The sequence below is a fragment of the Streptomyces sp. NPDC021115 genome, from assembly GCF_044333065.1.
Taxonomy (GTDB): Bacteria; Actinomycetota; Actinomycetes; order Streptomycetales; family Streptomycetaceae; genus Streptomyces.
Window position 1 is genome coordinate 64,354 of the sequence record NZ_JBIRQF010000018.1, and the last position, 22,083, is coordinate 86,436.

Sequence of the window (22,083 nt, forward strand, 5' to 3'; positions counted from 1 at the left end):
CTCCCATGACGACTCCCACGATCGACCTCACCGACCCCGAACTGTTCCTCGGCGAGGACGCCTGGCCCCTGTTCCGGCGACTGCGGGAGAACGACCCGGTGCACTGGCACCCGCTCGCAGGCGGCGGTGGCTTCTGGGCGCTCACCAGGTACGCGGACGTCGAGGCGGCGTACAACGATCACACCTCGCTCAGCTCCGAGGGCGGACCCATGCTGGGCGGATCCTTCCGCAGCGCCGCCGACCCGTCCGCCGGCCGGATGCTCGTGGCCTCCGACCTCCCGCGTCAGCGCCACATCCGCCAGCAGATGCACCGTGCCTTCAGCAACGCGATGCTGCGACGGATCGCCCAACAGGTGACCACCCTGGTGGACACCGCGGTGCGCCGCGCCGTGGCCGACGGCGGCTGTGACTTCGCCACCGACATCGCCACCGAACTCCCGGCCGGAGCCATCATGGCCATGATGGGCGTCTCCCACACCGACGCCCATGAGCTCATCGGCATGACCCGCCGCATGATCGGCTTCCGGGACCCGGTCTTCGCCGACCCCGGGGAGGACGAACGGATCGGGCTCGCGGTGGTCCAGGCCGAAATCTTCGAATTCTTCGCGGAACTGCTGGCGGACCGCAGGAAGAACCCGAAGGACGACCTCGTCAGCATGCTCCTGCGAGCCCGGCGGAACGGACGCCCCTGGCCGGAGGAGGACATCCTCTTCAACTGCATGAACGTCGCCGTCGGCGGCAACGAGACCTCCTCGTACACCGCCTGCGCGGGCATTCACGCGCTGCACCTGAACCCTGAGCAGAAGGCACGTCTTCAAGCCGACCCGGAACTCGCGGACAGCGCGGTCAACGAGATGCTCCGCTGGAGTTCGACCAACGCCTACGTGATGCGCCAGGCCGTCCGCGAATTCAAGGTCGGCGACCGGCTGATCCAGGACGGCGACACCGTGACCCTGTGGAACGCCTCGGCGAACTTCGACGAGACCCGCTTCCCCGATCCGGACGTCTTCGACATCACCCGCACGCCGAACCGGCACCTGTCGTTCGGCGTCGGCATCCATCGCTGCATCGGTGCGATGCTGGCCCAGATCGAACTGGGCATCCTGGTACGGCACATGACCGACAGCCGGGTGTCCTTCACGGTCTCCGGCCCGGTACGGCGCCTGCGGTCGAACTTCATCCGGGGTACCACCAGCCTTCCCCTCACCATGAGCAGCCGATGAGCGCGCGGCCCGAGGCTCTTTCCGTTGGATAACCTGGGAAAATGCTGACCGAAGTCACGGCTACCCGCTATGTCACGCCCTTGCGTGAGGGCGGGTCGCTCCCCGGCATCGTCGAGGCCGACGATCTCGGCACATACGTCATGAAATTCATCGGCGCGGGCCAGGGCCGGAAGACCCTCGTCGCCGAGGTCATCTGCGGACAGCTGGCCCGCCGCCTCGGCTTGCGCGTCCCGGAGCTGGCGCGGATGTGGCTCGACCCGGTGATCGGCAAGGGCGAGCCGGACGAAGAAGTGCAGGAGCTGCTGAAGGCCAGCGGCGGGCTCAACCTGGGCATGGACTATCTGCCCGGATCGCTCGGCTTCGATCCGCTGGCCTTCGAAGTGGGCGCGGCGGAGGCCGGGCAGGTGGTGTGGTTCGACGCGCTCGTCGGCAACGTGGACCGGTCCTGGCGCAACCCCAACCTGCTGGTGTGGCACGGCAAACTGTGGCTCATCGACCACGGCGCCACGATGATCTGGCACCACAGCTGGCGCGGCCTGGACGCGGCCGCCACCAAGCCGTACGACGCCTCCGACCACGTCCTCGCCCCCTTCGCCCCCGATGTGGCCGCCGCCGCGGCGGCACTCGCGCCGCGGGTCACCGAGGAGCTGCTGACCGAGGTCACCGCCGATGTGCCCGATGAGTGGCTGACCGACGAGCCCGGCTTCGACAGCCCGGACGCGGTGCGCCGCGCCTATGTGCGCGTGCTGCTGGAGCGGGCCGCGGGCGTCGGTGAAAGGATCACGCTCGGGGAGCGTTCCGGTGACGGGCCGTCGAAGGCTCCTGACTGGCTGCGCGTATGGGTCGACGGAAAGGCAGCGACGTGAGCGGGCTGCACCATGGCCGGGATGTGTTCGAGTACGCCCTGGTGCGGGTCGTCCCCCGGGTGGAGCGGGGTGAGCTGATCAACGCGGGCGTCGTCGTCTACTGCCGCGCGACGTCCTTCGTGGCGGCCCGCACCCATCTGGACGAGACGCGGCTGCTCGCGCTCGACCCGTCGGCGGACGTAGCGGGCGTACGGGCCGCGCTGCACGCGGTGGAGGGCGTCTGCCGTGGGGGAGAGGGGGCCGGTCAGGCGGCTGGTGACGAGCCCGGGCGGCGGTTCCGCTGGCTGGTCGCGCCGCGCTCCACGGTCGTCCAGCCGGGGCCCGTGCACACCGGGCTGACCACGGACGCGGAGGCGGAGGTCGAGCGGCTGCTCGACCTGCTCGTGCGCTGACGGGCGAGGGTGAGCAAGGGCATCACAGCGGGTCGTTGACAGTGGGCGGCGGGCCTCATAGCGTCTCGTCCACTGAAGAGACTAAGCGGTTGCTCACCGGCCCCGGCCTCCGGAACGGTGAGCCGCCACCCGAGGCGAGGAGAACCCGCATGTCCACCAACGAGCAGCGCGTCGCCATCGTGACGGGCGGGGCCCGCGGCATCGGCGCGGCGACCGCCGTGCGACTGGCCGGGGAGGGCCGTGCCGTCGCCGTGCTCGACCTCGACGAGGCGTCCTGCGCGGACACCGTGGAGAAGATCACCGCGGCGGGAGGCAAGGCCGTCGCCGTGGGCTGCGACGTGTCCGACGCGGGGCAGGTGGAGGCCGCGGTCGGGCGGGTCGCCGAGGAGCTGGGCGCGCCGACGATCCTGGTGAACAACGCCGGTGTGCTCCGCGACAACCTCCTCTTCAAGATGAGCGAGTCCGACTGGGACACGGTCATGAACGTGCACCTTCGGGGCGCGTTCCTGATGTCGCGCGCCTGTCAGAAGCACATGGTGGACGCCGGGTTCGGACGCATCGTCAACCTCTCCAGCAGCTCGGCGCTGGGCAACCGCGGCCAGGTCAACTACTCCGCCGCCAAGGCTGGTATGCAGGGCTTCACCAAGACCCTCGCCATCGAGCTGGGCAAGTTCGGCGTCACCGCCAACGCCGTGGCGCCCGGCTTCATCGCCACCGACATGACCGCCGCGACCGCCGAGCGCGTCGGCATGGGCTTCGACGACTTCCAGAAGGCCGCCGCGAGCCAGATCCCGGTGCAGCGCGTCGGACAGCCGGACGACATCGCGAACGCCGTCGCCTTCTTCACCGGAGACGCGGCCGGGTTCGTCTCCGGCCAGGTGATGTACGTGGCCGGCGGCCCCCTCAACTGATCAGGAGCCCCAGAACCCCATGACCAAAGAGATCGCAGCGGACAGCGGCAAGGCCGCGCTCGTCACCGGCGCCAGCCGCGGCATCGGCTACGGCATAGCCGAGGCGATGGTGGCGCGCGGCGACCGGGTGTGCATCACCGGCCGCAACGAGGACGCCCTGAAGGAGGCCGTCGAACGGCTGGGCTCCGACCGGGTGATCGCCGTGCCCGGCAAGGCCCATGACGAGGCGCACCAGGCGGTCGCCGTCGAGCGGGCGATGGAGGCGTTCGGGCGTATCGACTACCTCGTCAACAACGCCGGTACGAATCCGGTCTACTCGCCCATCGCGGATCTCGACCTCGCGGTGATACGCAAGGTCTTCGAGACCAATGTCGTCTCGGCGCTCGGCTTCGCCCAGCAGACCTGGAAGGCGTGGCAGAAGGAGAACGGCGGCGCGATCGTCAACATAACCTCGGTCGCCGGGCTCAGCCCGTCGCCGTTCATCGCCGCGTACGGCGTGTCCAAGGCGGCGATGGTCAACCTCACGGTGCAGCTCGCCCACGAGTTCGCGCCGGGCGTGCGGGTCAACGCGATCGCGCCCGCCGTGGTGAAGACCAAGTTCGCCACCGCCCTGTACGAGGGGCGCGAGGAGGAGGCCGCCGCGGCGTATCCGCTCGGGCGGCTCGGCGTGCCGGAGGACATCGGGGGCGCGGCCGCGTTCCTCACCTCCGAGCAGGCCGCCTGGATCACCGGCCAGACGCTCGTCGTCGACGGCGGCATCTTCCTCAACGCGGGCACCGGCTGACCGGCCCCGCCCCATCCGTGGCCCGGCACCGCTCCCGGTGCCGGGCCCGTCTTCCCCACGCCGCGTGGGGCGTTGTCGGTGGTCGCCGGTAGGTTCGTGCCCGTGAACGGAACACGACCGGAGGTTGTTGACGTGCCCTACGAGCTGCCCGAGTCCTGGCGCGGCGTCCTCGGCGAGGAGCTGGAGAAGCCCTATTTCAAGGAGCTCACCGAGTTCGTCGAGGAGGAGCGGGCCAAGGGGCCGGTCCATCCGCCGCGCGATGAGGTCTTCGCCGCCCTGGAGGCCACGCCGTACGACCAGGTGAAGGTGCTGATCCTCGGGCAGGACCCGTACCACGGCGAGGGCCAGGGGCACGGGCTGTGCTTCTCGGTGCGGCCGGGCGTCAAGACCCCGCCGTCGCTGCGGAACATCTACAAGGAGATGAAGGAGGAGCTGGGCCACCCCGTCCCGGACAACGGCTATCTGATGCCGTGGGCCCGGCAGGGCGTCCTGCTGCTCAACGCGGTGCTGACGGTCCGCGGCGGCGAGGCCAACTCCCACAAGAGCAAGGGGTGGGAGAAGTTCACCGACGCGGTGATCCGCGCGGTGGCCGACCGCCCCGACCCGGCCGTGTTCGTCCTGTGGGGGAATTACGCCCAGAAGAAGCTGCCGCTGATCGACGGGGAGCGGCACGCGGTGGTGAAGGGGGCGCACCCCTCGCCGCTGTCGGCGAAGAAGTTCTTCGGCTCGCGCCCCTTCACCCAGATCGACGAGGCGGTGAAGGCCCAGGGCCACACGCCGATCGACTGGCGCATCCCCGACCTCGCGGCGGCTCAGCCCACCTCGTAGTCGAAGGAGTACGAGACGGCCTTGACGCCCGGCGGGGCGGTGAAGGAGCCCGCACCGGTGAGCCCTGCCAGCTCGCCGGTGCCGGAGCCCGGCACCACCTCGAAGGCGCACGCCACCGTTCCATCGGCGCCGAAGGTGCCGTGCTGGGCGAGGGCGAAGCTGCCCCGGCGCCCGTCGAGGTGTCCGTCCACCAGCTCATGGCCCGAGAAGCCACCGGTCTTGTCGGCGAGGTAGACGATGGCGTACTGACATGCCGTGCCGGACGCCGTGATCGCGCCCGAGTAGCCGTTGATCACGGTGGCGTGGGCGAGCTTCGCCCCGCCCTCGGCCTCCCCGACCGGCTTCTCCTGCCAGTCGGCGAAGGTGAACGTACCGGTGGCGTGCGTGGTCATGGCGGGTCCTTTCGATCTGGCCGGGCGCGCGTCCGGGCCCTGTTGCGGGCCGGGCGCCGCGCTGGTGAGGAGGACTCTGCCCGCCGTACCTGACACCTTCTGTCAGGTACGGGCGCACAATGGACCGCATGCGCGCCGACCGCCTGCTCTCGCTGCTCCTCCTGCTCCAGAACCGGGGCCGGATGACCGCTCCGGAGATCGCCGCGGAGCTGGAGGTGTCGGTCCGTACCGTCTACCGCGACATCGACGCGCTGAGCGCGTCCGGCGTGCCGGTGTACGCCGACCGCGGCCCGGCCGGCGGCTACCGGCTGCTGGACGGCTACCGCACCCGGCTGACCGGGCTCACCGGGGACGAGGCCGACTCGCTGTTCCTCGCCGGAATGCCGGGACCGGCCGCCGAACTGGGCCTCGGCGCGGACCTCACCACCGCGCAGCTGAAGCTGCGGGCCGCGCTGCCGTCCGAGCTGGACGAGCGGTCGCGCCGCATCCAGGAGCGCTTCCACCTCGACGCGCCCGGCTGGTTCCGGGACGCCGAGCCGGTGCCGCACCTCGCGGCGGCGGCCGAGGCCGTCTGGCGGTGCCGGGTGCTGAGGGTGCACTACCGGCGCTGGCGCGGCGAGGTGCACCGGGATCTGCACGCGCTCGGCCTCGTCCTCAAGGGCGGCATCTGGTACCTGGTGGCGCGGGTGGACGCGTCGATACGCAGCTACCGGGTGGCGCGGATCCTGGCCGCCGAGGTGCTCGACGACGTCTTCGAGCGCCCGGCCGGATTCGACCTCGCCGCCCACTGGCAGGAGTCGGCGAACGCCATGGAGGCCGCGCGCTTCCAGGGCGAGGCCGAACTGCAGCTGACCGAGCGGGGCCTGCGGCTGCTGCCGATGAAGTTCGGCGCGGTCGGCGCGGTGGCGGCCGCCGGGGCGGGCCCGCCGGACGACCGGGGGCGGGTGCGGGTGGTGCTGCCCGTGGAGTCGCTGCCCGTCGCGGTCGACGACATGCTGCGGCTGGGCACCGACGCCGAGGTGCTGGGGCCGCCCGGGCTGCGGACGGCCGTCGCCCGCGCCGTCACCGAACTGGCCGAGCGCTACGGGCCGCCGGACTGACCCGACCGGCCCGCCTGACGGGCGTCGTACGGCTCCCCGGCTAGCGTCGGCCACAGGCCACAGGCCACAGGCCACAGGCCACAGGCCACAGGCCAACGGGGACCGGCGGTGCGCGGCGGGAGGACCGGATGGGCGACGTACGGCGGGAGGCGCCGGAGGACGAGGCCGTGCTGACCCGGATCGGGCAGGCGGTCATGCTGCACCGGGGCGGCGACCGCGAGGAGGCGCGCAACCGGCTGGCCGCGCTGTGGCGGGAGATCGAGGGCGACGGCGACCCGTTCCACCGCTGCGCCCTCGCCCACTATCTGGCCGACACCCAGGACGATCCGGCCGACGAGCTGCTGTGGGACCTGCTGGCCCTGGCCGCCGCCGACCGGTCGGGCGCCCGCGCCACCACGCCCCGGCTCCGCGCCCTCTACCCGGCCCTCCACCTCAATCTGGCCGCCGACTACGCCGCGCTCGGCCAGGAGGCGGCGGCCCGCACCCAGCTGGCGCTGGCCCGGGAGCGCGCGGGCACCCTGGGCGACGATCCGTACGGGGACCGGGTGCGGGCCGCCATCGCCCGGCTGGCGCAGCGGCTCGCGACGTGAACCCCGTCAGTCGCCGGTGACGCCGTCGATGCGCTCGCGGATGAGGTCGGCGTGGCCGTTGTGGCGGGCGTACTCCTCGATCATGTGGAGGTAGATCCAGCGCAGGTTGTAGTCCTCGTGGTTGCGGTCGCGGCGGATGACGACGTCGTCCAGGGAGTGGCCCGCGGCGGCCGCGCGGGCCTCGGCGACCTCCTCCCGCCAGATCGCGAACGCGGCCTCGCCGGTGTCCCCCTCGGTGACCCGGAAATCGCCCTCCGGGTCCTCGTCGCTGTACCAGATGGGCGGCGCGTCCTGGCCGTCCAGCACCCGCCGGAACCAGCCGCGCTCGACCTCGGCCATGTGCCGTACGAGCCCGAGCAGGGTGAGCCCGGAAGGTGGCGCGGTGGCCTCGCGCAGCTGTTCGTCGTCGAGCCCTTCGCACTTGAGGGCCAGGGTCGCGCGGTGGAAGCCCAGCCACCCCTCCAGGCTGGTGCGTTCATCGGCGGTACGGGGCGCCTCGCGGCGTGCGGCAGTTGTCATGGCGAGCATCATCGGGCCCGGCTCACCGCCGCGCCACGGATTATCGGCCCAGCATCCCGCGCAGCAGCTCCTCGAACCCGGCGCGCAGCGCCGCGCGTTCGGGCACTGCTGCATGGTCGGCCCCGGCCGCGCAGCTGAACATCTGACCCTCGCACCAGGCGACCAGCGACTGCGCGTGCCGCCGTGGCGCGCCCGAGCCCACGGCGGTCATCAGCGCCTCCAGGGGCTCGCGAAAGCCACGTCCCGTCGCGTCGTAGAACTCCCGCAGTTCGGGGCGGCGGGTCGCCTCCAGTGCCAGTTCGTACCGTGCGATCAGCAGATCGGGCGCCTGTGTGAGCGAACGGTGCAGCGCGAGCGCGAGTGCGTCGGCCAGCGGCGGAACGGGGTCGACGGCCGCGTCGGCGAGCCCGCCCGGGCCGTCGCCCGGGTGGGGCATCTCGCCGGGCCCCAGCACCCGCGCCTCCCGCTCGGCCAGCCGCCGGACGGCCGCCTTGAGCAGCGCGGCGCGGGTGCGGGCGTGGTTCGACGTCGAACCCGGCGGGAGCCCGGCCGCCTCGTCCACCGCGCGGTGCGTCAGCCCGCGCATGCCGCGCTCGGCCAGCAGGGCGAGGGCGGCGTCGGCGATCAGCTCGGCGCGGGATCCGCCCGGTGGGGGAGTGCGGGCGGGGGTGCGATCAGCGGTCATACGGCCAACCTACCCTCCGCACTACAGGTGTAGTAACATCGGTGTTACTACACCTGTAGTGACCCGGAGGGAATCATGGAACAGCCCCGTGCCGTCGTCATCGGTGCCGGAGTCGGCGGGCTCACCGTCGCCGCGGCCCTGCACCGCCGCGGCTGGTCCGTCACCGTTCTGGAGCGTGCCGCCACCCTCGACCCCGTCGGCGCCGGAATCGCGCTGGCCCCCAACGCGCAGCGCGCCCTCGACGCCATCGGCCTCGGCGACGACATCCGCGCCCTGGCCGCCTGGCAGGGCGGCGGCGGGCTGCGCACCCCCGGCGGGCGCTGGCTCGCCCGGATAGACAGCGCGGCGGCGGCGAAGCGGTTCGGCGGGCCGGTGGTGCTGCTCCACCGCGCCACCCTCGTCGATCTGCTCACCTCTCGGTTGCCCGGGGGATGCGTACGCACCGGCGCCCCCGCCGCGCTGACCGACCCCGGCGACGTCCACCGCCCGGCCCGGGTGGCCACGGCGGACGGGGAGCGCGAGGCCGACCTCGTCGTCGGCGCCGACGGCGTCCACTCGGCGGTCCGCCGCGCCGTCTTCCCCGGCCACCCCGGGCCCCGCTACGCCGGATTCACCACCTGGCGCATCGTCGTCCCCGACCCCGGGCGCCCCTTCGCACCCCATGAGACCTGGGGCCGGGGGCGGCTGTGGGGCAGCCAGCCGCTGCGGGACGGCCGGGTGTACGCGTACGCGGCGGCCTTCACCCCGCCCGGCGGCCACGCCCCCGACGACGAGAAGGCCGAACTGCTCCGGCTCTTCGGCGACTGGCACCGGCCCGTTCCCGACCTCCTCGCGGCCACCGAACCCGGCGCCGTCCTGCGCCATGACGTCCTGGCCATGGCCGAACCGCTGCCCGCCTACCACCGCGGCCGGACCGCCCTCCTCGGCGACGCGGCCCACGCCATGGCCCCCACCCTGGGGCAGGGCGGCAACCAGGCGATCGAGGACGCCGTCGTCCTCGCCCACCAGCTGGCACCGCACACCGCCGACCTCACCCCGGCGCTCACCGCGTACAGCCGCGACCGGCTGCCGCGCACCAGGGGCGTCGTACGCCGCTCCGCGCGCGCCGCCCGCGCGATCTCCCTGACCAGCGCCCCCGCCGTGGCCCTCCGCGACGCCTCCGTCGCCGCCACCACCCGACTCGCCCCCGGGTTGCTGCTGCGCGGCTTCGACGGCATCGCCGACTGGCGCCCGCCCGGAACCCCGGCCCCGGCACCCCGGCGGCCGTCCTGAGTAGGGTGGACGCGGCCGCCGGACACCGCCGGACGTGACACACCAGGAGGCATCGTGAGGGTCGGCTGCATCGGTCTGGGCGACATCGCGCAGAAGGCCTACCTGCCCGTGCTCATGGCCCGGCCCGGTCTTGAGCCGCATCTGCACACCCGCACCCCCGCCACCCTCCAGCGGGTCGCCGACACCCACCGGGTGCCGGGCGCCCAGCGCCACACCACGCTCGACTCGCTGCTCGCGGCGGACCTGGACGCCGCGTTCGTGCACGCCCCGACCGCCGAGCACGCCGGGCTCGTCACCCGGCTCCTCGACGCCGGGGTGCCCACCTACGTCGACAAGCCGCTCGCTTACGAACTCGGGGAGAGCGAGCGGCTGGTCCGGCTGGCCGAGGACCGCGGCGTCGGCCTGATGGTGGGCTTCAACCGGCGCTACGCCCCCGGGTACGCGCAGTGCCTGGACCATCCGCGCGATCTGATCCTGATGCAGAAGAACCGCGTCGGGCTCCCCGAGGAGCCGCGCACCCTCGTCCTGGACGACTTCATCCATGTCGTCGACACCCTGCGGTTCCTCGCCCCCGGCCCGGTCGATCACATCGACGTGCGGACCAGGATGCGCGACGGGCTGCTGCACCACGTCGTGCTCCAGCTGTCCGGCGAGGGGTTCACCGCGATCGGCGTGATGAACCGGATGAGCGGTTCCACCGAGGAGGTCCTGGAGGTCTCGGGCCAGGACACCAAGCGGCAGGTGATCAACCTCGCCGAGGTCGTGGACCACAAGGGGCAGCCGAGCGTGCGCCGCCGCGGCGACTGGGTGCCGGTCGCCCGGCAGCGCGGCATCGAGCAGATCACCGACGCCTTCCTCGACGCCGTGCGCACCGGCAGGCGGCCCGGTGCCGAGGACGCGCTGCGCACCCATGAACTGTGCGAGCGGGTGATCAGGGACGCGGAAGGGTTCGGGAACCAGAGCGGCGCCTGACCACCCGTACGCCCTCCACGACCCCGTACGCGGCGAGCGCCGCCAGCGCCCCGTACACCGTCAGCGGCCCGGTCCGCACATACGGGCTGGTGCCCTTCGCCAGCGGCACCGAGTAGACCGCCGCCGCCGAGGCTTCGGTGCCCAGCCGCCCGCCCACCGGCTCGCCGCGCGGGCCGAAGACCGCGCTCTCGCCGGTCAGCGTCGCGTGCACCATCGGCCGCCAGGTCTCGGCCGAGCGCAGCGCGGCCAGCGTGGCGTGCTGCTCGGGCGCCCAGCTCTGCTGGAACGTCGAGGTCGCCGACTGGACGACCAGCACCTGCGCCCCGTGCCGCGCCAGATTGCGGCTCATGTCAGGGAACGCCGACTCGAAGCAGACCTCGGGGCCGATCCGCAGGCCGTCCGGCAGCCGCATCACCACCTGCTCCGTGCCGCGGTGCCGGTCCTCACCGGCCGCCTTGCCCACCGAGGTGGCCCAGCCCAGCAGCGGCCGGGCCGGGATGTACTCGCCGAACGGCACCAGCCGCATCTTGTCGTAGCGCTGCCCGGTCGGTCCTTTCGGCCCGATCAGCACCGAACTCTTGTAGATCCCCGGCCGGTCGCTGCGCCGCGCGTCCACGTTGACCAGCAGATCCGCGCCCACCGAACGGGACAGCGCGCCCAGCCGCTCCGCCAGCTCCGGCCGGGCGGCCAGATCCGTGCCGACGCTGCTCTCGCCCCACACCACGAGATCCGGATGACGGCCCGCCAGCTGCCGGGTCAGCGCGACACCGCGCTCAAGACGCGGCCCGGGCCCCTTGATCACACCGGGCTGCACCACCGCGATCCGCGCGGTCCCGGTCTGCTGCGGCACCGGCGCCCACGCCCACACCCCGGCCGCCGCCGCACCGCACGCGGTGAGCCCGGCCACCGCGACGGTACGGGCCCGGGGCAGCACGAACAGCTCGGTGACCGTGACGTTCACCACGACCACCAGGAAGCCGACCAGCCACACCCCGCCCACCGACGCCAGCCGCAGCGCGGGGGCCACCTGCCACTGGCTCGCCCCCAGCAGCGCCCAGGGCCCGCCGAGGTACTGCCAGGACCGTACGAGCTCGGCCAGCAGCCACGCCGACGGCAGCAGTACCAGCGCGGCGCCCGCCCGGCCGGGTCCGGGACGGCCGTGCAGCAGCCGGTGCGTCACGACGCCGAACGGCACCCACAGCAGCCCCAGCAGCAGCGCCAGCAGCACGATGAACACATGCAGGCTCGGGATCAGCCAGTGGTGCGCCGCGAGCAGGAACCCGGTCCCGCCCAGCCAGCCGTCGTACGCCGCCCGCCGCGGGGTGGGCGCCGTGCGCGTCAGCAACAGCCAGGGCACCAGGGCGACGTACGCGAACCACCACAGCGAGGGCGCGGGAAACGCCAGCGCGGGCAGCGCGCCCGCGCATACCGCGGCGCCGCCGCGCACCCACCGGGAGGCGAGCCACCGCCTCCGCCGGTCCCCGTCACCGAGCCCTTCGCGCACGCCGGATGCCCCCCTCCCGTTGGCACAGTGCCAGTGTGCGGGAGGAAACCGATCATGGATAGGGCGGGGACGCGCCGGAGCGTGCCTCATGCCGCTTCCGGAAGGTCTTGTTCGGCCCAGATGAGCTTGCCGCCCTCGGTGTAGCGGGTGCCCCAGCGGCGGGTCATCTGGGCGACGAGGAACAGCCCGCGGCCGCCCTCGTCGGTGGTACGGGCGTGGCGCAGCCGCGGGGAGGTGTTGCTGGCGTCCGACACCTCGCAGATCAGCACGTCATGCCGGATCAGCCGCAGCCGGATGGGGCCGGTGCCGTGCCGTATGGCGTTGGTGACCAGCTCGCTCACGATCAGCTCGGTGGTCATCACCAGCTCCTCCAGCCCCCATTCGGCGAGCTGGTGTACGGCGAGCGAGCGGGCGTTGGCGACCACCACCGGGTCCGATGGCAGGTCCCAGGAGACGACGTGCCCCGTGCCGAGGGCTTTGGTACGGGCCAGCAGCAGCGCCACGTCGTCCGACTGCGGGCGGGTCAGCAGGGTGTCGATCACCGTCGAGCACAGCTCCTCCAGCGGCAGCCCGGGCTGGGCCAGGGCGTTGCTCAGCCGGGCGAGCCCGACGTCGATGTCCTGGTCGCAGGTCTCGATGAGGCCGTCGGTGAACAGCGCGATCAGACTGCCCGCTGCCAGCTCCAGCTCCGCCGACTCGAACGGCAGCGAGCCAAGACCCAGCGGGGGACCGGCGGGCAGCGGCGGATAGGACACCGCGCCGCCGGGGTCCACCACCGCGGGCGTGGGATGGCCCGCCCTGGCCATCGTGCAGCGCCGGGTCACCGGGTCGTACACCGCGTACAGACACGTGGCGCCCAGCACCGCCGCGCCCACCCCCTCCTGGACGGGCTCCTCCTCGGTGAGCCGGATGACCAGGTCGTCCAGGTGGGCCAGCAGCTCCTCGGGCGGCAGGTCCATGTCGGCGAGCGTGTGCACGGCGGTGCGCAGCCGGCCCATGGTGGCCGCCGCGGTGATGCCGTGCCCCACCACGTCGCCGACCACCAGCGCCACCCGGGCCCCGGACAGCGGGATGACGTCGAACCAGTCGCCGCCGACCCCGTTGCGCGCGTCGGTCGGCAGATAGCGCGAGGCCACCTCCAGGGCCTGGCCGCCGGACAGGGCGTGCGGCAGCAGGCTGCGCTGGAGCGCGAGCGCCGCGGTGTGCTCCCGGCTGTAGCGGCGGGCGTTGTCCACGCACAGCGCGGCGCGCGTCACCAGCTCCTCGGCGAGCACCAGATCGTCGTCCTCGAAGGGGTCAGGATGCCGCGTGCGGACGAACGAGGCCACGCCCAGGATGGCGCCGCGCGCGCAGATCGGGACCACCATCAGGGAGCGCATCCCGAACTCGCGCACCTTCTGCGTCCGGGCCGGGTCGTCGCCTGCCCACGCGCCCAGCGAGGCGTCCAGCTCCGAGTCGAGGATGGCCTCCCCGTCCAGGAAGCTGCACGCGAACGGCGATGCCGGGGAGATGGCGACCGCGTCCCCCGGGGCCGCGATGGACTCCGGGCAGCCCTCGTGGATGGAAGCCTGGCCCGCCCGCCGGAACGGGGGCAGGTGCCGGGACCGCTGGGCCGAGGGCTCCTCGCCGCGCAGGACGGAGTCCAGCAGGTCGACGGTGACGAAGTCGGCGAGCCGGGGCACCGCGAACTCGGCCAGCTCCTGCGCGGTGCGCATCACGTCCAGGGTGCTGCCGATGTGCTCGCTGGCCTCGCTGAGCAGGGCCAGCCGCTCGCGGGCCCGCCAGCGGTCGGTGACGTCGATGCCCATGTAGCAGACGCCCACCGGATGGCCGTCCGCGTTGTCGAGGCGGAAGAACGACGTCGAGTACGCGTGCTCCTGGTGCGGCTCGGCCATGGTCCAGCCGCGGTACTCGTAGTCGATCACCGGGACGCCGGTCTCCAGCACCTGGCGCATCTTCCCCTCCAGTGCCTCGGTGTCCAGGCCCGGCAGCGAGTCCGCCATCCGGCGGCCCAGCCGCTGGTCGCGGGGGACGCCGCCGTAGCGCTCCAGGGTGTCGTTCATCCATACGTACCGCAGGTCAGGGCTGAGCACGGCCATGCCGATGGGGGAGCGGGTCAGGAACGCCTGGAGCAGCGATCCGCTGACCGCCCAGGTCGGGATCGTCGCCACGTCGATCGCCGAGATCAGCCAGCAGGTGCCGTCGCCGAGGCCGGTCACCGGGGAGACCCGCAGGCCCACCGCGAGCCGGTGCCCGGCCTGGTGCCGGACCTCCAGCAGCCCGCCCCAGCCTCCGTGCTCACCGCACTGTTCGGCGATGGACACCGCCTTCGCGGCGTCCTCCGGCGCAGCCAGCAGCATCGTGCCCGGCCGCTTCAGCACCTCCGGCGCCGGATAGCCGAGCAGCCGTTCCGCCGCCGTGGTCCAGCCGACAACGGTCCCCGTGGCATCGATCAGGGCCGTCGCCGCATCGGCCATGTCGAAGGGCACATGCGCCTCGGTCGGCGCCATTCCCTCGGGGATGGCCATCACACCCGTCCCATCTGCGGAGACATTTCCCTTAATACTATGACTCCTGGGCCTCCCCGGTCGTCAGTCGTGCGACGACCAGCGCGAGCAGGATGATCCCGCCGTAGATCGCCTGGATCCAGAAGGACGACACCTGGGCGAGGGTGAGCAGGTTCTCCAGCATGCCCAGCAGCAGGGTGCCCAGCAGCGCGCCCAGCAGGGAGCCCCGGCCGCCGCGCAGACTGATGCCGCCGATCACCGCGGCCGCGAACACCGTGAAGATCAGCCCGCTGCCCTGGTTGGCACCCACCGCGCCCACCCGCCCCGCGATGACCAGACCGGCCAGCCCTGCCAGCGCCCCGCCGACGATCAGCACCGCCCAGCCCACCCGCGCGGTACGGATGCCCGCCGCCCGGGCCGCCGGGGCGCTGCCGCCGATCGCGTACACCGCGCGGCCCAGCCGGTGGTAGCGCAAGGCGAACCCGGCCAGCGCGAAGCACAGCGCGGTCACCCACACCGAGACCGGTACCCCCAGCCACTCCTGCGAGCCCAGCACGAAGAACGCGTCAGGGGCGGCGAACAGCGTCTTGCCGGAGACCAGGCCGATCAGCACGCCGCGGAGCACGATGTTCATCGCGAGCGTCACGATGAACCCGTTGAGCCCGAGCCCCACGATCAGCGCCCCGTTGACCGCCCCCACGCCCGCGCCCGCCAGTGGGATCACCAGCAGCCCCACCCAGGTGGGCAGCTCGGTGCCGAAACCCGATGCGGACGCCGGGATGACGACCAGGAAGCCCAGGGCCGGGGCCAGGCCGGCGATCGACTCCAGGGAGAGATCCATCCTGCCGCTGATCAGGATCATCGCCTCGGCGAGCACCAGCAGTCCGAGCGCCGAGGACGCCCCCAGGATGTTCACCAGGTTGTCGCGGCTGAGGAAGTCGGGGTTGCCGATCGCGCCGATGACCAGCAGCAGCACCACCGCGGGCAGCAGCGCCAGATCGCGGATCCGGACCGGGACCAGACGCCGCCGGACGCGGCCCGCCCGCGGCGCGGCGAGGTCATCCATGGGGCTCACGAGTGCGGTCATTCATGGCCGAGGGCGACCCCTTCGATCGAGCCGACGAGTTCCCGGTCGGACCAGCCCGCCCGGTGGGTGACGGTGACGAACCCGCCCACCATCACCACCACCCGGTCACAGGCCCGCAGATCCTCCAGCTGATCGGAGACGATCAGCACCGCCCGCCCCTCGGCCCGGGCCCGCAGCGCGGTCTCCAGCAGATCGCGCTGGGACCGTACGTCCACCCCCGCCGTCGGATCGATCAGCACCAGCACCCGGGGATCCGTGGCCAGCGCCCGGGCCATGACGACCTTCTGCTGATTGCCGCCGGACAGCGCGGTCACCGGCTGGGCCGGGCTCCGGGTGGTGATGCCGAGCCGTTCGATGGCGTCGCGGGCCACCGCGTCCCGGGCGGACGGCCGGATCAGCCCCCGCGGCCCGAGCCGGTCGCCGATGGGCAGCGTGATGTTGTCGGCCACCGACAGCTGAGGGATCAGTCCCTGCACCCGCCGGTCGCGCGGCACACAGCCGACCCCGGCGGCGAGCGCCGCGGTCACGCTGCCCGTGCGCAGCGGACGGCCGAAGATCTCGATCCGCCCGGAGGTCGGCTGGTGCAGCCCGGCCAGCGCCTCGCCGAGCTGATGGCTCCCGGAGCCCGCGAGCCCGGCCAGCCCCACCACCTCACCGGCCCCGAGCGTGAGGTCGACATCGTGGAAGGACGCGCCGCTGAGCCCCGCCACGCGCACTGCCACCGGCCCGGCGGGGGCCGCCCGGGGCGGTGCGCCGGGCCGGGCGGGGGCGGCCGGTTCGCCCGTCATCTCCTCGATCAGCGCCCGGGTGGGCAGCTCGCCCACCGGCGCGGTGACGATCTTGCGGGCGTCCCGGAAGACGGTGACGGTCTGGCAGACCTCGTACACCTCGCGCAGATGGTGTGAGATGTGCAGGAACGTGACCCCGGAGTCCCGGAGCCGCCGCATGTGCGCGAACAGCCGCGCCGTCGCCCGGCTGTCGAGCTGTGCCGTGGGCTCGTCCAGGATGACGAAGCGGGTGCCCAGTGAGAGCGCCCGCGCGATCTCCACCATCTTGGCGTCCTCGACGCTCAGATCCCCGGCCAGCGCGCCCTCGTGCACGGGGACGCCCCAGGCGTCCAGCAGCGCGCGGGCCCGGCGGCGGGTCCGCCGCCAGCTGATCACCGAGGTGCGGGGGAGGACCGGCTGACGGCCCAGGAACAGGTTCTCCGCCACCGTCAGCTCGCCGATGACCGTGGACTGCTGGTAGACGCAGGCCACCCGGCGCTGCCAGGCCGCCCGGTCCGCGGCGGCGGGCGCGGGCTCCCCCTCGAACCACACCGTGCCCGCGTCCGGCCGCACCAGCCCCGTGACCACGGCCACCAGCGTGGACTTGCCCGCGCCGTTGCGGCCGACCAGGGCGTGGGTCTCGCCCGCCCGCACCGTGATCCCCGCGTCCCGCAGGGCCACCGTCGGCCCGTACCGCTTGGTGATCCCGCGCGCCTCGCACAGCGGCGGCCGCCCGGTCGTCATCGGCGATTGCCCCACAGCGCCGGGTCGTTCACATTGGCCCGCGTCACCAGCGGAGCCGGAAGCTGATCCTCCAGGATGCCGGGGCGCACCTCGACGATGCGGCTGCCGTGACGGGTGCGGCCCGTGTGGAACGGCCTCCCGGCCATGGCCTGCTTGATGTACACCATCGCGTACCGGGCGTACAGATCGGTCGGCTGCGAGACGGTCGCGTCGATCCACCCCTTGCGGATCGCGTCCAGCTCCTGCGGGATCCCGTCGTTGGAGACGATCGCGATATGGCCGCGGTGACCCCGTGGGTGCAGCGCCCCGTGCCGCTGGAGCGTGCGCAGCGTCGGCGCCAGATACACGCCACCGGCCTGAAGATAGATCCCCTTGATGTCCGGATGGGCGCTGTACAGCGCCTCCAGCCCGGCCGCCGCGTTGTCCGCCTGCCACCCGGCGGGGATATCGAGCACCCTGATGCGCGGGAAGCGGCGCCGCATGCACTCGCTGAACGCGGCGGTCCGATCCCGCCCGTTGACCGACGCCAGATCGCCCTCGATCTGCACCACCTTTCCGCTGCGCACGGCCCGCCCCAGGCTCCGGCACGCCTTCTCCCCGTACGCCCGGTTGTCGGCCCGCACCACGATGGCCACCTTGCCCCGGTCGGGCGCCACGTCGACCGCCACCACCGGAACCCGCCGCTGCTGCGCGGCCCGCAGCCCGGTGACGATCGCGGCGGAGTCGATGGGGGAGACGACCAGCCCGTCGATGTTCTGGGCGAGCAGATTGCGGATGTCGCCGATCTGTCGGCTGGCGTCGTTCTCGGAGTTCACGATGGGCAGCACGTGGACGCCGACCTCGGCCGCCTGGCGCGGGATGTCGCGGTCGTACGCCTCCCAGAACGGCGAGGTCAGGAACGGCACCACCACCCCCACCCGCCGCCCGCCCCTGGGTCCCTCGGAGCAGCCCGCGGCGGCCGGGCCGCAGACCAGCACGAGGACCGCGGCGGCGGTGGCGAGGCGGTGGCGCAGCGTGCGCATCGTGCTCCCGGCTCCAGGTCACGGACGGCTGTGGCGACCATAAGCCCGCCCACCCGCCGTCTGATCGGGGCACGCCGCGAGGCCCCCGGCAGGGGGCTCTTTTCCCCTACCAGCACCCTGGTTCGGGAAGGGGCGGGTAGGGGAAAAGCCACCGCGGAGCCAGACCCGCGCCCTAAGCCCACGCCGCCCCGTCCGGGTACGCGTACGTCCGCAGCGCCTCCGGCCGAAGGGCCGAGCTGAAGCCGGGGGCGGTGGGGACGCGGTAGCGGCCGTCGGTGACGATCGCCGGATCAACAAAGTGCTCGTGCAAATGGTCGGTGTACTCGACCCCCCGGTCCCGCCGGGTACCCGAGACCGCGACGTAGTCGAACATCGCCAGATGCCGGACCAGTTCACTCAGCCCCGCACCGCCCGCATGCGGCCACACCGGAACCCCGAACTCGGCGGCCAGCAGCAGGATCGCGAGGTTTTCGTTGACACCGCCGACGCGGCACGCGTCCAGCTGGAGCACATCGAGCGCGCCCGCTTGCAGCAGCTGCTTGAAGACGACGCGGTTCGCGGTGTGCTCACCCGCCGCGACCTTCACGGGTGCGACGGCGCGACGGATCGCGGCGAGCCCGATGATCTCGTCAGGGCTGGTCGGCTCCTCGATCCAGTACGGGTCGAACCGGGCCAGCGCCCGGGTCCGCTCGACCGCCTCGCCGACCTCCCAGCGCTGGTTGGCGTCGAGCGCGAGCCGGATGTCCGGTCCGATGGCCTCGCGGGCGATCCGGCAGCGCCGGATGTCGTCGCCGAGGTCGGCGCCGACCTTGAGCTTGATCTGGGTGAAGCCGTCGGCGACGGCGGCCCGCGCGGCCCGGGCGAGCCGTTCGTCGTCGTAGCCGAGCCAGCCGCAGGAGGTCAGGTACGCCGGGTAGCCCTCGGCCCGCAGCCGGGCCTCGCGCCCGGCCTTGCCGGGCTCGGTGCGACGGAGGATCCGCAGGGCGTCGTCGGGGGTCAGCGCGTCGGTGAGGTAGCGGAAGTCGGTGAGCGCGACCAGCTCCTCCGGGGCCAGGTCGGACAGCAGCTTCCACAGCGGCTTTCCGGCCCGCTTGGCGGTGAGGTCCCACAGCGCGTTCATGACCGCGGCGACGGCCATGTGGGTGACGCCCTTCTCGGGGCCCAGCCAGCGCAGCTGCCCGTCGTCGGCGAAGGCCCGGTAGAGGGCGGCGAGACCGCCGGGCAGACCGGGCAGCTCGGCGCCGACCAGCCGGGGGCGCAGCGCGTCGATGGCGGCGATCTCGACCTCGTTGCCGCGGCCGATGGTGAAGCAGAAGCCGTGGCCCTCCAGGCCGTCCCCGGCGTCGGTGCGGACGATCACGTACGCGGCCGAGTAGTCCGGGTCGGGATGGGTGGCGTCCGAGCCATGGAGCCAGCGGGAGGTGGGGAAGCGGATGTCATGGGTGTCGAGCGCGGTGATCCGCGGCCTCGCCATCCTCATCGGACTCGTCGCAGAGCGTCGTACGGTCGCCATCGTGCGTCACACCCGTCCCTTTCGCCCCCTCAATCGCAGTCTCCGGCGCGAGGGATGAAAAGTCCATATATCAATAAAACGGGCGCAAGGTGGCTGAAAATCTTCGTCGCGCGGCCGGATCATTCGCCGCATCAGAACCCTTGACAACGCTTTGGCGCACGGCTCACGATCCTCGGGTGAACTTGTCAGACAGCCAGACAGGCGCTGAATCGTTTCCTCGCCGCGTGAGCGCCATGGAAGCGGTCCTCAGCCACCTCCGGGGCGCCATCGAGCGGGGCGACTACGCGGTGGGGGACAAACTCCCCTCCGAGGCCGAGCTGTGCCGTCGCCTGGAGGTGAGCCGACCGGTGCTCCGCGAGGCCCTGCGGGCCTTGCAGACCATGGGGCTGACCGCCTCGCGCACCGGCAAGGGCACCTTCGTCATCTCCAGCGGTCCGGTGGAGGACCCCACCTTCGGCGACTACGCCGCGAGTGACCTGCTGGAGGTGCGGCGGCACATCGAGATCCCCGTGGCGGGGTACGCGGCTCTGCGCCGGTCCGCCGAGGATCTCGACCACCTGGCCCATCTGCTGGACCGGATGGAGCGGGAGACCGACACCACCGCATGGGTGGCGCTGGACACCACGTTCCATCTCGCCGTCGCCCAGGCGGCGCAGAACCCGGTCTTCCGGAAGGTCATCGAGGAGATCCGCGACGCCCTGGCACGGCAGTCGGCGTTTCTCAACGAACTCGGTGGCCGCCGGGAGCAGTCGAACCGAGAACACCGGGCGATCGTCGAGGCGCTCGCCGACGGGTCCGAACACGACGCGGTGGCGGCGATGACCCACCACCTCGAACGAGTCGAGACCACCCTGACCTCCATCGTGCGCCCCGCTTCGGCGGACGGCGTGTGACACGTACGAACGGAAGGCGGACAGCAGGCGTGAGCGAGCAGTCCCTCCGGCAGGAAGAACGTCCCGACCACGGGCCCGACCAGCCCCAGCATGTCGACGCCGGTGACGCCGGCTACAGCAAGTCCCTCAAGGCCCGGCACGTCAACATGATCGCCATCGGCGGTGCCATCGGCACCGGCCTGTTCCTCGGCGCCGGCGGCCGTCTGAAGGACGCCGGGCCCTCGCTGGCCGTGGCGTACGCGGTCTGCGGCCTCTTCGCCTTCCTGGTGGTGCGGGCCCTCGGCGAGCTGGTGCTGCACCGGCCGTCCTCGGGCGCGTTCGTCTCTTACGCCCGCGAGTTCCTCGGCGAGAAGGGCGCCTACGCCGCCGGGTGGATGTACTTCCTCAACTGGTCGACCACCGGCATCGCCGACATCACCGCCGTCGCGACGTACACCCACTACTGGGGCATGTTCACCGACGTACCGCAGTGGGTGATCGCGCTGATCGCGCTCGCCATCGTGCTCGCCGTGAACCTCATCTCCGTGAAGATCTTCGGTGAGATGGAGTTCTGGTTCGCCATCATCAAGGTCAGCGCGCTCGTCGTCTTCATGGCGATCGGCATCTTCCTGCTGGTCAGCCGCCAGCCGGTGGACGGCCACACCACCGGACCGAGCCTGATCACCGACCACGGCGGCCTGTTCCCGCACGGCGCGCTGCCCATGCTGCTGGTCATCCAGGGCGTCGTCTTCGCCTACGCCTCCGTCGAACTCGTCGGCGTCACCGCGGGCGAGACCCTGGAGCCGGAGAAGATCATGCCCAAGGCGATCAACTCCATCATGTGGCGCGTCGCCGTCTTCTACGTCGGCTCCGTGGTGCTGCTCTCCATGCTGATGCCGTCCGACTCCTACTCCGGCGACCAGAGCCCGTTCGTCACCGTGCTGTCCAAGCTCGGCGTGCCGGCGGCGGGCGGCGTGATGAACCTCGTCGTCCTCACCGCCGCGATGTCCAGCCTCAACTCCGGCCTCTACTCGACCGGCCGGATCCTGCGCTCGATGGCCATGGCGGGCTCCGCGCCCAAGTTCACCGGCGCGATGAGCCGCACCCAGGTCCCCTACGGCGGCATCCTGCTGACGTCGGGCGTCTGTGTGCTGGGCGTCGGCCTCAACTACGTCGTGCCCAGCGACGCGTTCGAGATCGTGCTCAACTTCGCGGCGCTCGGCATCCTCTCCACCTGGGCGATCATCATGCTCTGTCACCTGGTCTTCTGGCGCCGCGCCGAGGCCGGACACCTCACCCGGCCCGGCTACCGGCTGCCCGGCTCGCCGTACACCGAAATCGTCACCCTCGGCTTCCTCGCCTCCGTCGTGGTCCTGATGTGGGCCGACGGCGGAGCCAGCCGGCTCACCGTGATGTCGTTCCCGCTGATCGCGCTGGCGCTGGTCATCGGCTGGTTCTGCATCCGGGGCCGGACGGCGGGACGGGGCGACGCGGCGCCGGCCGGACGACAGTGAACCGCCCCCACGCACCGAA

General features: G+C 72.5%; 21 protein-coding genes. 12 read left to right on the forward strand and 9 right to left on the reverse strand.

Annotation, left to right across the window (positions count from 1 at the left end; genetic code table 11):
- The first annotated feature begins 5 nt into the window (after nucleotides 1-5).
- The 6 genes from ACH4TL_RS36180 to ACH4TL_RS36205 all read left to right on the forward strand — a co-directional run bounded on the left by ACH4TL_RS36180 (nucleotide 6) and on the right by ACH4TL_RS36205 (nucleotide 5,004).
- Nucleotides 6-1,223, forward strand: coding sequence for a cytochrome P450 (locus ACH4TL_RS36180; RefSeq protein WP_398326575.1), 1,218 nt, complete (start codon nucleotides 6-8; stop codon nucleotides 1,221-1,223).
- 41 nt (nucleotides 1,224-1,264) lie between these two features.
- Nucleotides 1,265-2,089: a HipA family kinase gene (locus tag ACH4TL_RS36185; protein ID WP_398326578.1), complete on the forward strand. Its 825-nt coding sequence runs from the start codon at nucleotides 1,265-1,267 to the stop codon at nucleotides 2,087-2,089.
- Entirely contained in the window at nucleotides 2,062-2,481 is a 420-nt protein-coding gene (locus tag ACH4TL_RS36190) for a DUF3037 domain-containing protein (protein WP_398326581.1), read from the forward strand. Before ACH4TL_RS36185 ends, ACH4TL_RS36190 begins: the two co-directional genes overlap by 28 nt.
- Before the next feature lie 149 nt (nucleotides 2,482-2,630).
- On the forward strand, nucleotides 2,631-3,392 hold the full coding sequence (fabG, locus tag ACH4TL_RS36195; protein ID WP_398326584.1) for a 3-oxoacyl-ACP reductase FabG: 762 nt from the start codon (nucleotides 2,631-2,633) through the stop codon (nucleotides 3,390-3,392).
- Between the two features lie 19 nt (nucleotides 3,393-3,411).
- Nucleotides 3,412-4,176, forward strand: coding sequence for an SDR family oxidoreductase (locus tag ACH4TL_RS36200; RefSeq protein ID WP_398326587.1), 765 nt, complete (start codon nucleotides 3,412-3,414; stop codon nucleotides 4,174-4,176).
- Between the two features lie 102 nt (nucleotides 4,177-4,278).
- The gene (locus tag ACH4TL_RS36205; RefSeq protein WP_398326590.1) at nucleotides 4,279-5,004 is read left to right on the forward strand and encodes a uracil-DNA glycosylase; all 726 of its coding nucleotides are present in this window, start codon (nucleotides 4,279-4,281) and stop codon (nucleotides 5,002-5,004) included.
- Here the strand turns inward: ACH4TL_RS36205 and ACH4TL_RS36210 are convergent.
- Nucleotides 4,989-5,396 (reverse strand): DUF3224 domain-containing protein, encoded by a 408-nt coding sequence (locus ACH4TL_RS36210; protein ID WP_398326593.1) that lies wholly within the window; start codon nucleotides 5,394-5,396, stop codon nucleotides 4,989-4,991. The two genes, ACH4TL_RS36205 and ACH4TL_RS36210, sit on opposite strands and share 16 nt — an antisense overlap.
- Before the next feature lie 128 nt (nucleotides 5,397-5,524).
- Between ACH4TL_RS36210 and ACH4TL_RS36215 the strand changes: the two genes are divergently transcribed.
- Nucleotides 5,525-6,496: a helix-turn-helix transcriptional regulator gene (locus ACH4TL_RS36215; RefSeq protein ID WP_398326600.1), complete on the forward strand. Its 972-nt coding sequence runs from the start codon at nucleotides 5,525-5,527 to the stop codon at nucleotides 6,494-6,496.
- Between the two features lie 128 nt (nucleotides 6,497-6,624).
- Nucleotides 6,625-7,086, forward strand: coding sequence for a hypothetical protein (locus tag ACH4TL_RS36220; RefSeq protein WP_398326603.1), 462 nt, complete (start codon nucleotides 6,625-6,627; stop codon nucleotides 7,084-7,086).
- Between the two features lie 6 nt (nucleotides 7,087-7,092).
- On the opposite strand, the gene ACH4TL_RS36225 is transcribed toward ACH4TL_RS36220, so the two are convergent.
- Together ACH4TL_RS36225 and ACH4TL_RS36230 are read right to left on the reverse strand one after the other, a co-directional pair.
- The gene (locus tag ACH4TL_RS36225) at nucleotides 7,093-7,605 is read right to left on the reverse strand and encodes a DinB family protein (protein ID WP_398326606.1); all 513 of its coding nucleotides are present in this window, start codon (nucleotides 7,603-7,605) and stop codon (nucleotides 7,093-7,095) included.
- A 40-nt stretch (nucleotides 7,606-7,645) separates the two neighbouring features.
- On the reverse strand, nucleotides 7,646-8,290 hold the full coding sequence (locus ACH4TL_RS36230; protein ID WP_398326608.1) for a TetR/AcrR family transcriptional regulator: 645 nt from the start codon (nucleotides 8,288-8,290) through the stop codon (nucleotides 7,646-7,648).
- Nucleotides 8,291-8,365: 75 nt separating this feature from the next.
- On the opposite strand from ACH4TL_RS36230, the gene ACH4TL_RS36235 reads away from it, so the two are divergent.
- Together ACH4TL_RS36235 and ACH4TL_RS36240 are read left to right on the forward strand one after the other, a co-directional pair.
- Nucleotides 8,366-9,562, forward strand: a complete 1,197-nt coding sequence (locus ACH4TL_RS36235; RefSeq protein WP_398326611.1) for an FAD-dependent monooxygenase — start codon at nucleotides 8,366-8,368, stop codon at nucleotides 9,560-9,562.
- Between the two features lie 54 nt (nucleotides 9,563-9,616).
- Nucleotides 9,617-10,534: a Gfo/Idh/MocA family protein gene (locus ACH4TL_RS36240; RefSeq protein ID WP_398326614.1), complete on the forward strand. Its 918-nt coding sequence runs from the start codon at nucleotides 9,617-9,619 to the stop codon at nucleotides 10,532-10,534.
- Here ACH4TL_RS36240 and lnt read toward each other — a convergent pair.
- The 6 genes from lnt to ACH4TL_RS36270 form a co-directional block, all read right to left on the reverse strand.
- The gene (lnt, locus tag ACH4TL_RS36245; RefSeq protein ID WP_398326617.1) at nucleotides 10,494-12,128 is read right to left on the reverse strand and encodes an apolipoprotein N-acyltransferase; all 1,635 of its coding nucleotides are present in this window, start codon (nucleotides 12,126-12,128) and stop codon (nucleotides 10,494-10,496) included. The two genes, ACH4TL_RS36240 and lnt, sit on opposite strands and share 41 nt — an antisense overlap.
- Nucleotides 12,125-14,566, reverse strand: a complete 2,442-nt coding sequence (locus tag ACH4TL_RS36250) for a SpoIIE family protein phosphatase (RefSeq protein WP_398326620.1) — start codon at nucleotides 14,564-14,566, stop codon at nucleotides 12,125-12,127. Before ACH4TL_RS36250 ends, lnt begins: the two co-directional genes overlap by 4 nt.
- 37 nt (nucleotides 14,567-14,603) lie before the next feature.
- A complete protein-coding gene (locus tag ACH4TL_RS36255) occupies nucleotides 14,604-15,611 on the reverse strand; it encodes an ABC transporter permease (RefSeq protein WP_398326862.1) in 1,008 nt (335 codons plus the stop codon).
- Nucleotides 15,612-15,628: 17 nt separating this feature from the next.
- Nucleotides 15,629-17,143: a sugar ABC transporter ATP-binding protein gene (locus ACH4TL_RS36260; protein WP_398326623.1), complete on the reverse strand. Its 1,515-nt coding sequence runs from the start codon at nucleotides 17,141-17,143 to the stop codon at nucleotides 15,629-15,631.
- Nucleotides 17,140-18,165: a sugar ABC transporter substrate-binding protein gene (locus ACH4TL_RS36265; RefSeq protein ID WP_398326626.1), complete on the reverse strand. Its 1,026-nt coding sequence runs from the start codon at nucleotides 18,163-18,165 to the stop codon at nucleotides 17,140-17,142. The genes ACH4TL_RS36260 and ACH4TL_RS36265 overlap by 4 nt, the downstream gene beginning before the upstream one ends.
- A gap of 172 nt (nucleotides 18,166-18,337) precedes the next feature.
- Nucleotides 18,338-19,639, reverse strand: coding sequence for an enolase C-terminal domain-like protein (locus ACH4TL_RS36270; protein ID WP_398326629.1), 1,302 nt, complete (start codon nucleotides 19,637-19,639; stop codon nucleotides 18,338-18,340).
- A gap of 272 nt (nucleotides 19,640-19,911) precedes the next feature.
- On the opposite strand from ACH4TL_RS36270, the gene ACH4TL_RS36275 reads away from it, so the two are divergent.
- The gene (locus ACH4TL_RS36275; protein ID WP_398326865.1) at nucleotides 19,912-20,571 is read left to right on the forward strand and encodes a FadR/GntR family transcriptional regulator; all 660 of its coding nucleotides are present in this window, start codon (nucleotides 19,912-19,914) and stop codon (nucleotides 20,569-20,571) included.
- Nucleotides 20,572-20,600: 29 nt separating this feature from the next.
- Nucleotides 20,601-22,064 carry an amino acid permease gene (locus ACH4TL_RS36280; RefSeq protein WP_398326632.1) on the forward strand — a complete coding sequence of 488 codons (1,464 nt, stop codon included), beginning with the start codon at nucleotides 20,601-20,603 and terminating at the stop codon, nucleotides 22,062-22,064.
- Nucleotides 22,065-22,083 lie beyond the last annotated feature (19 nt).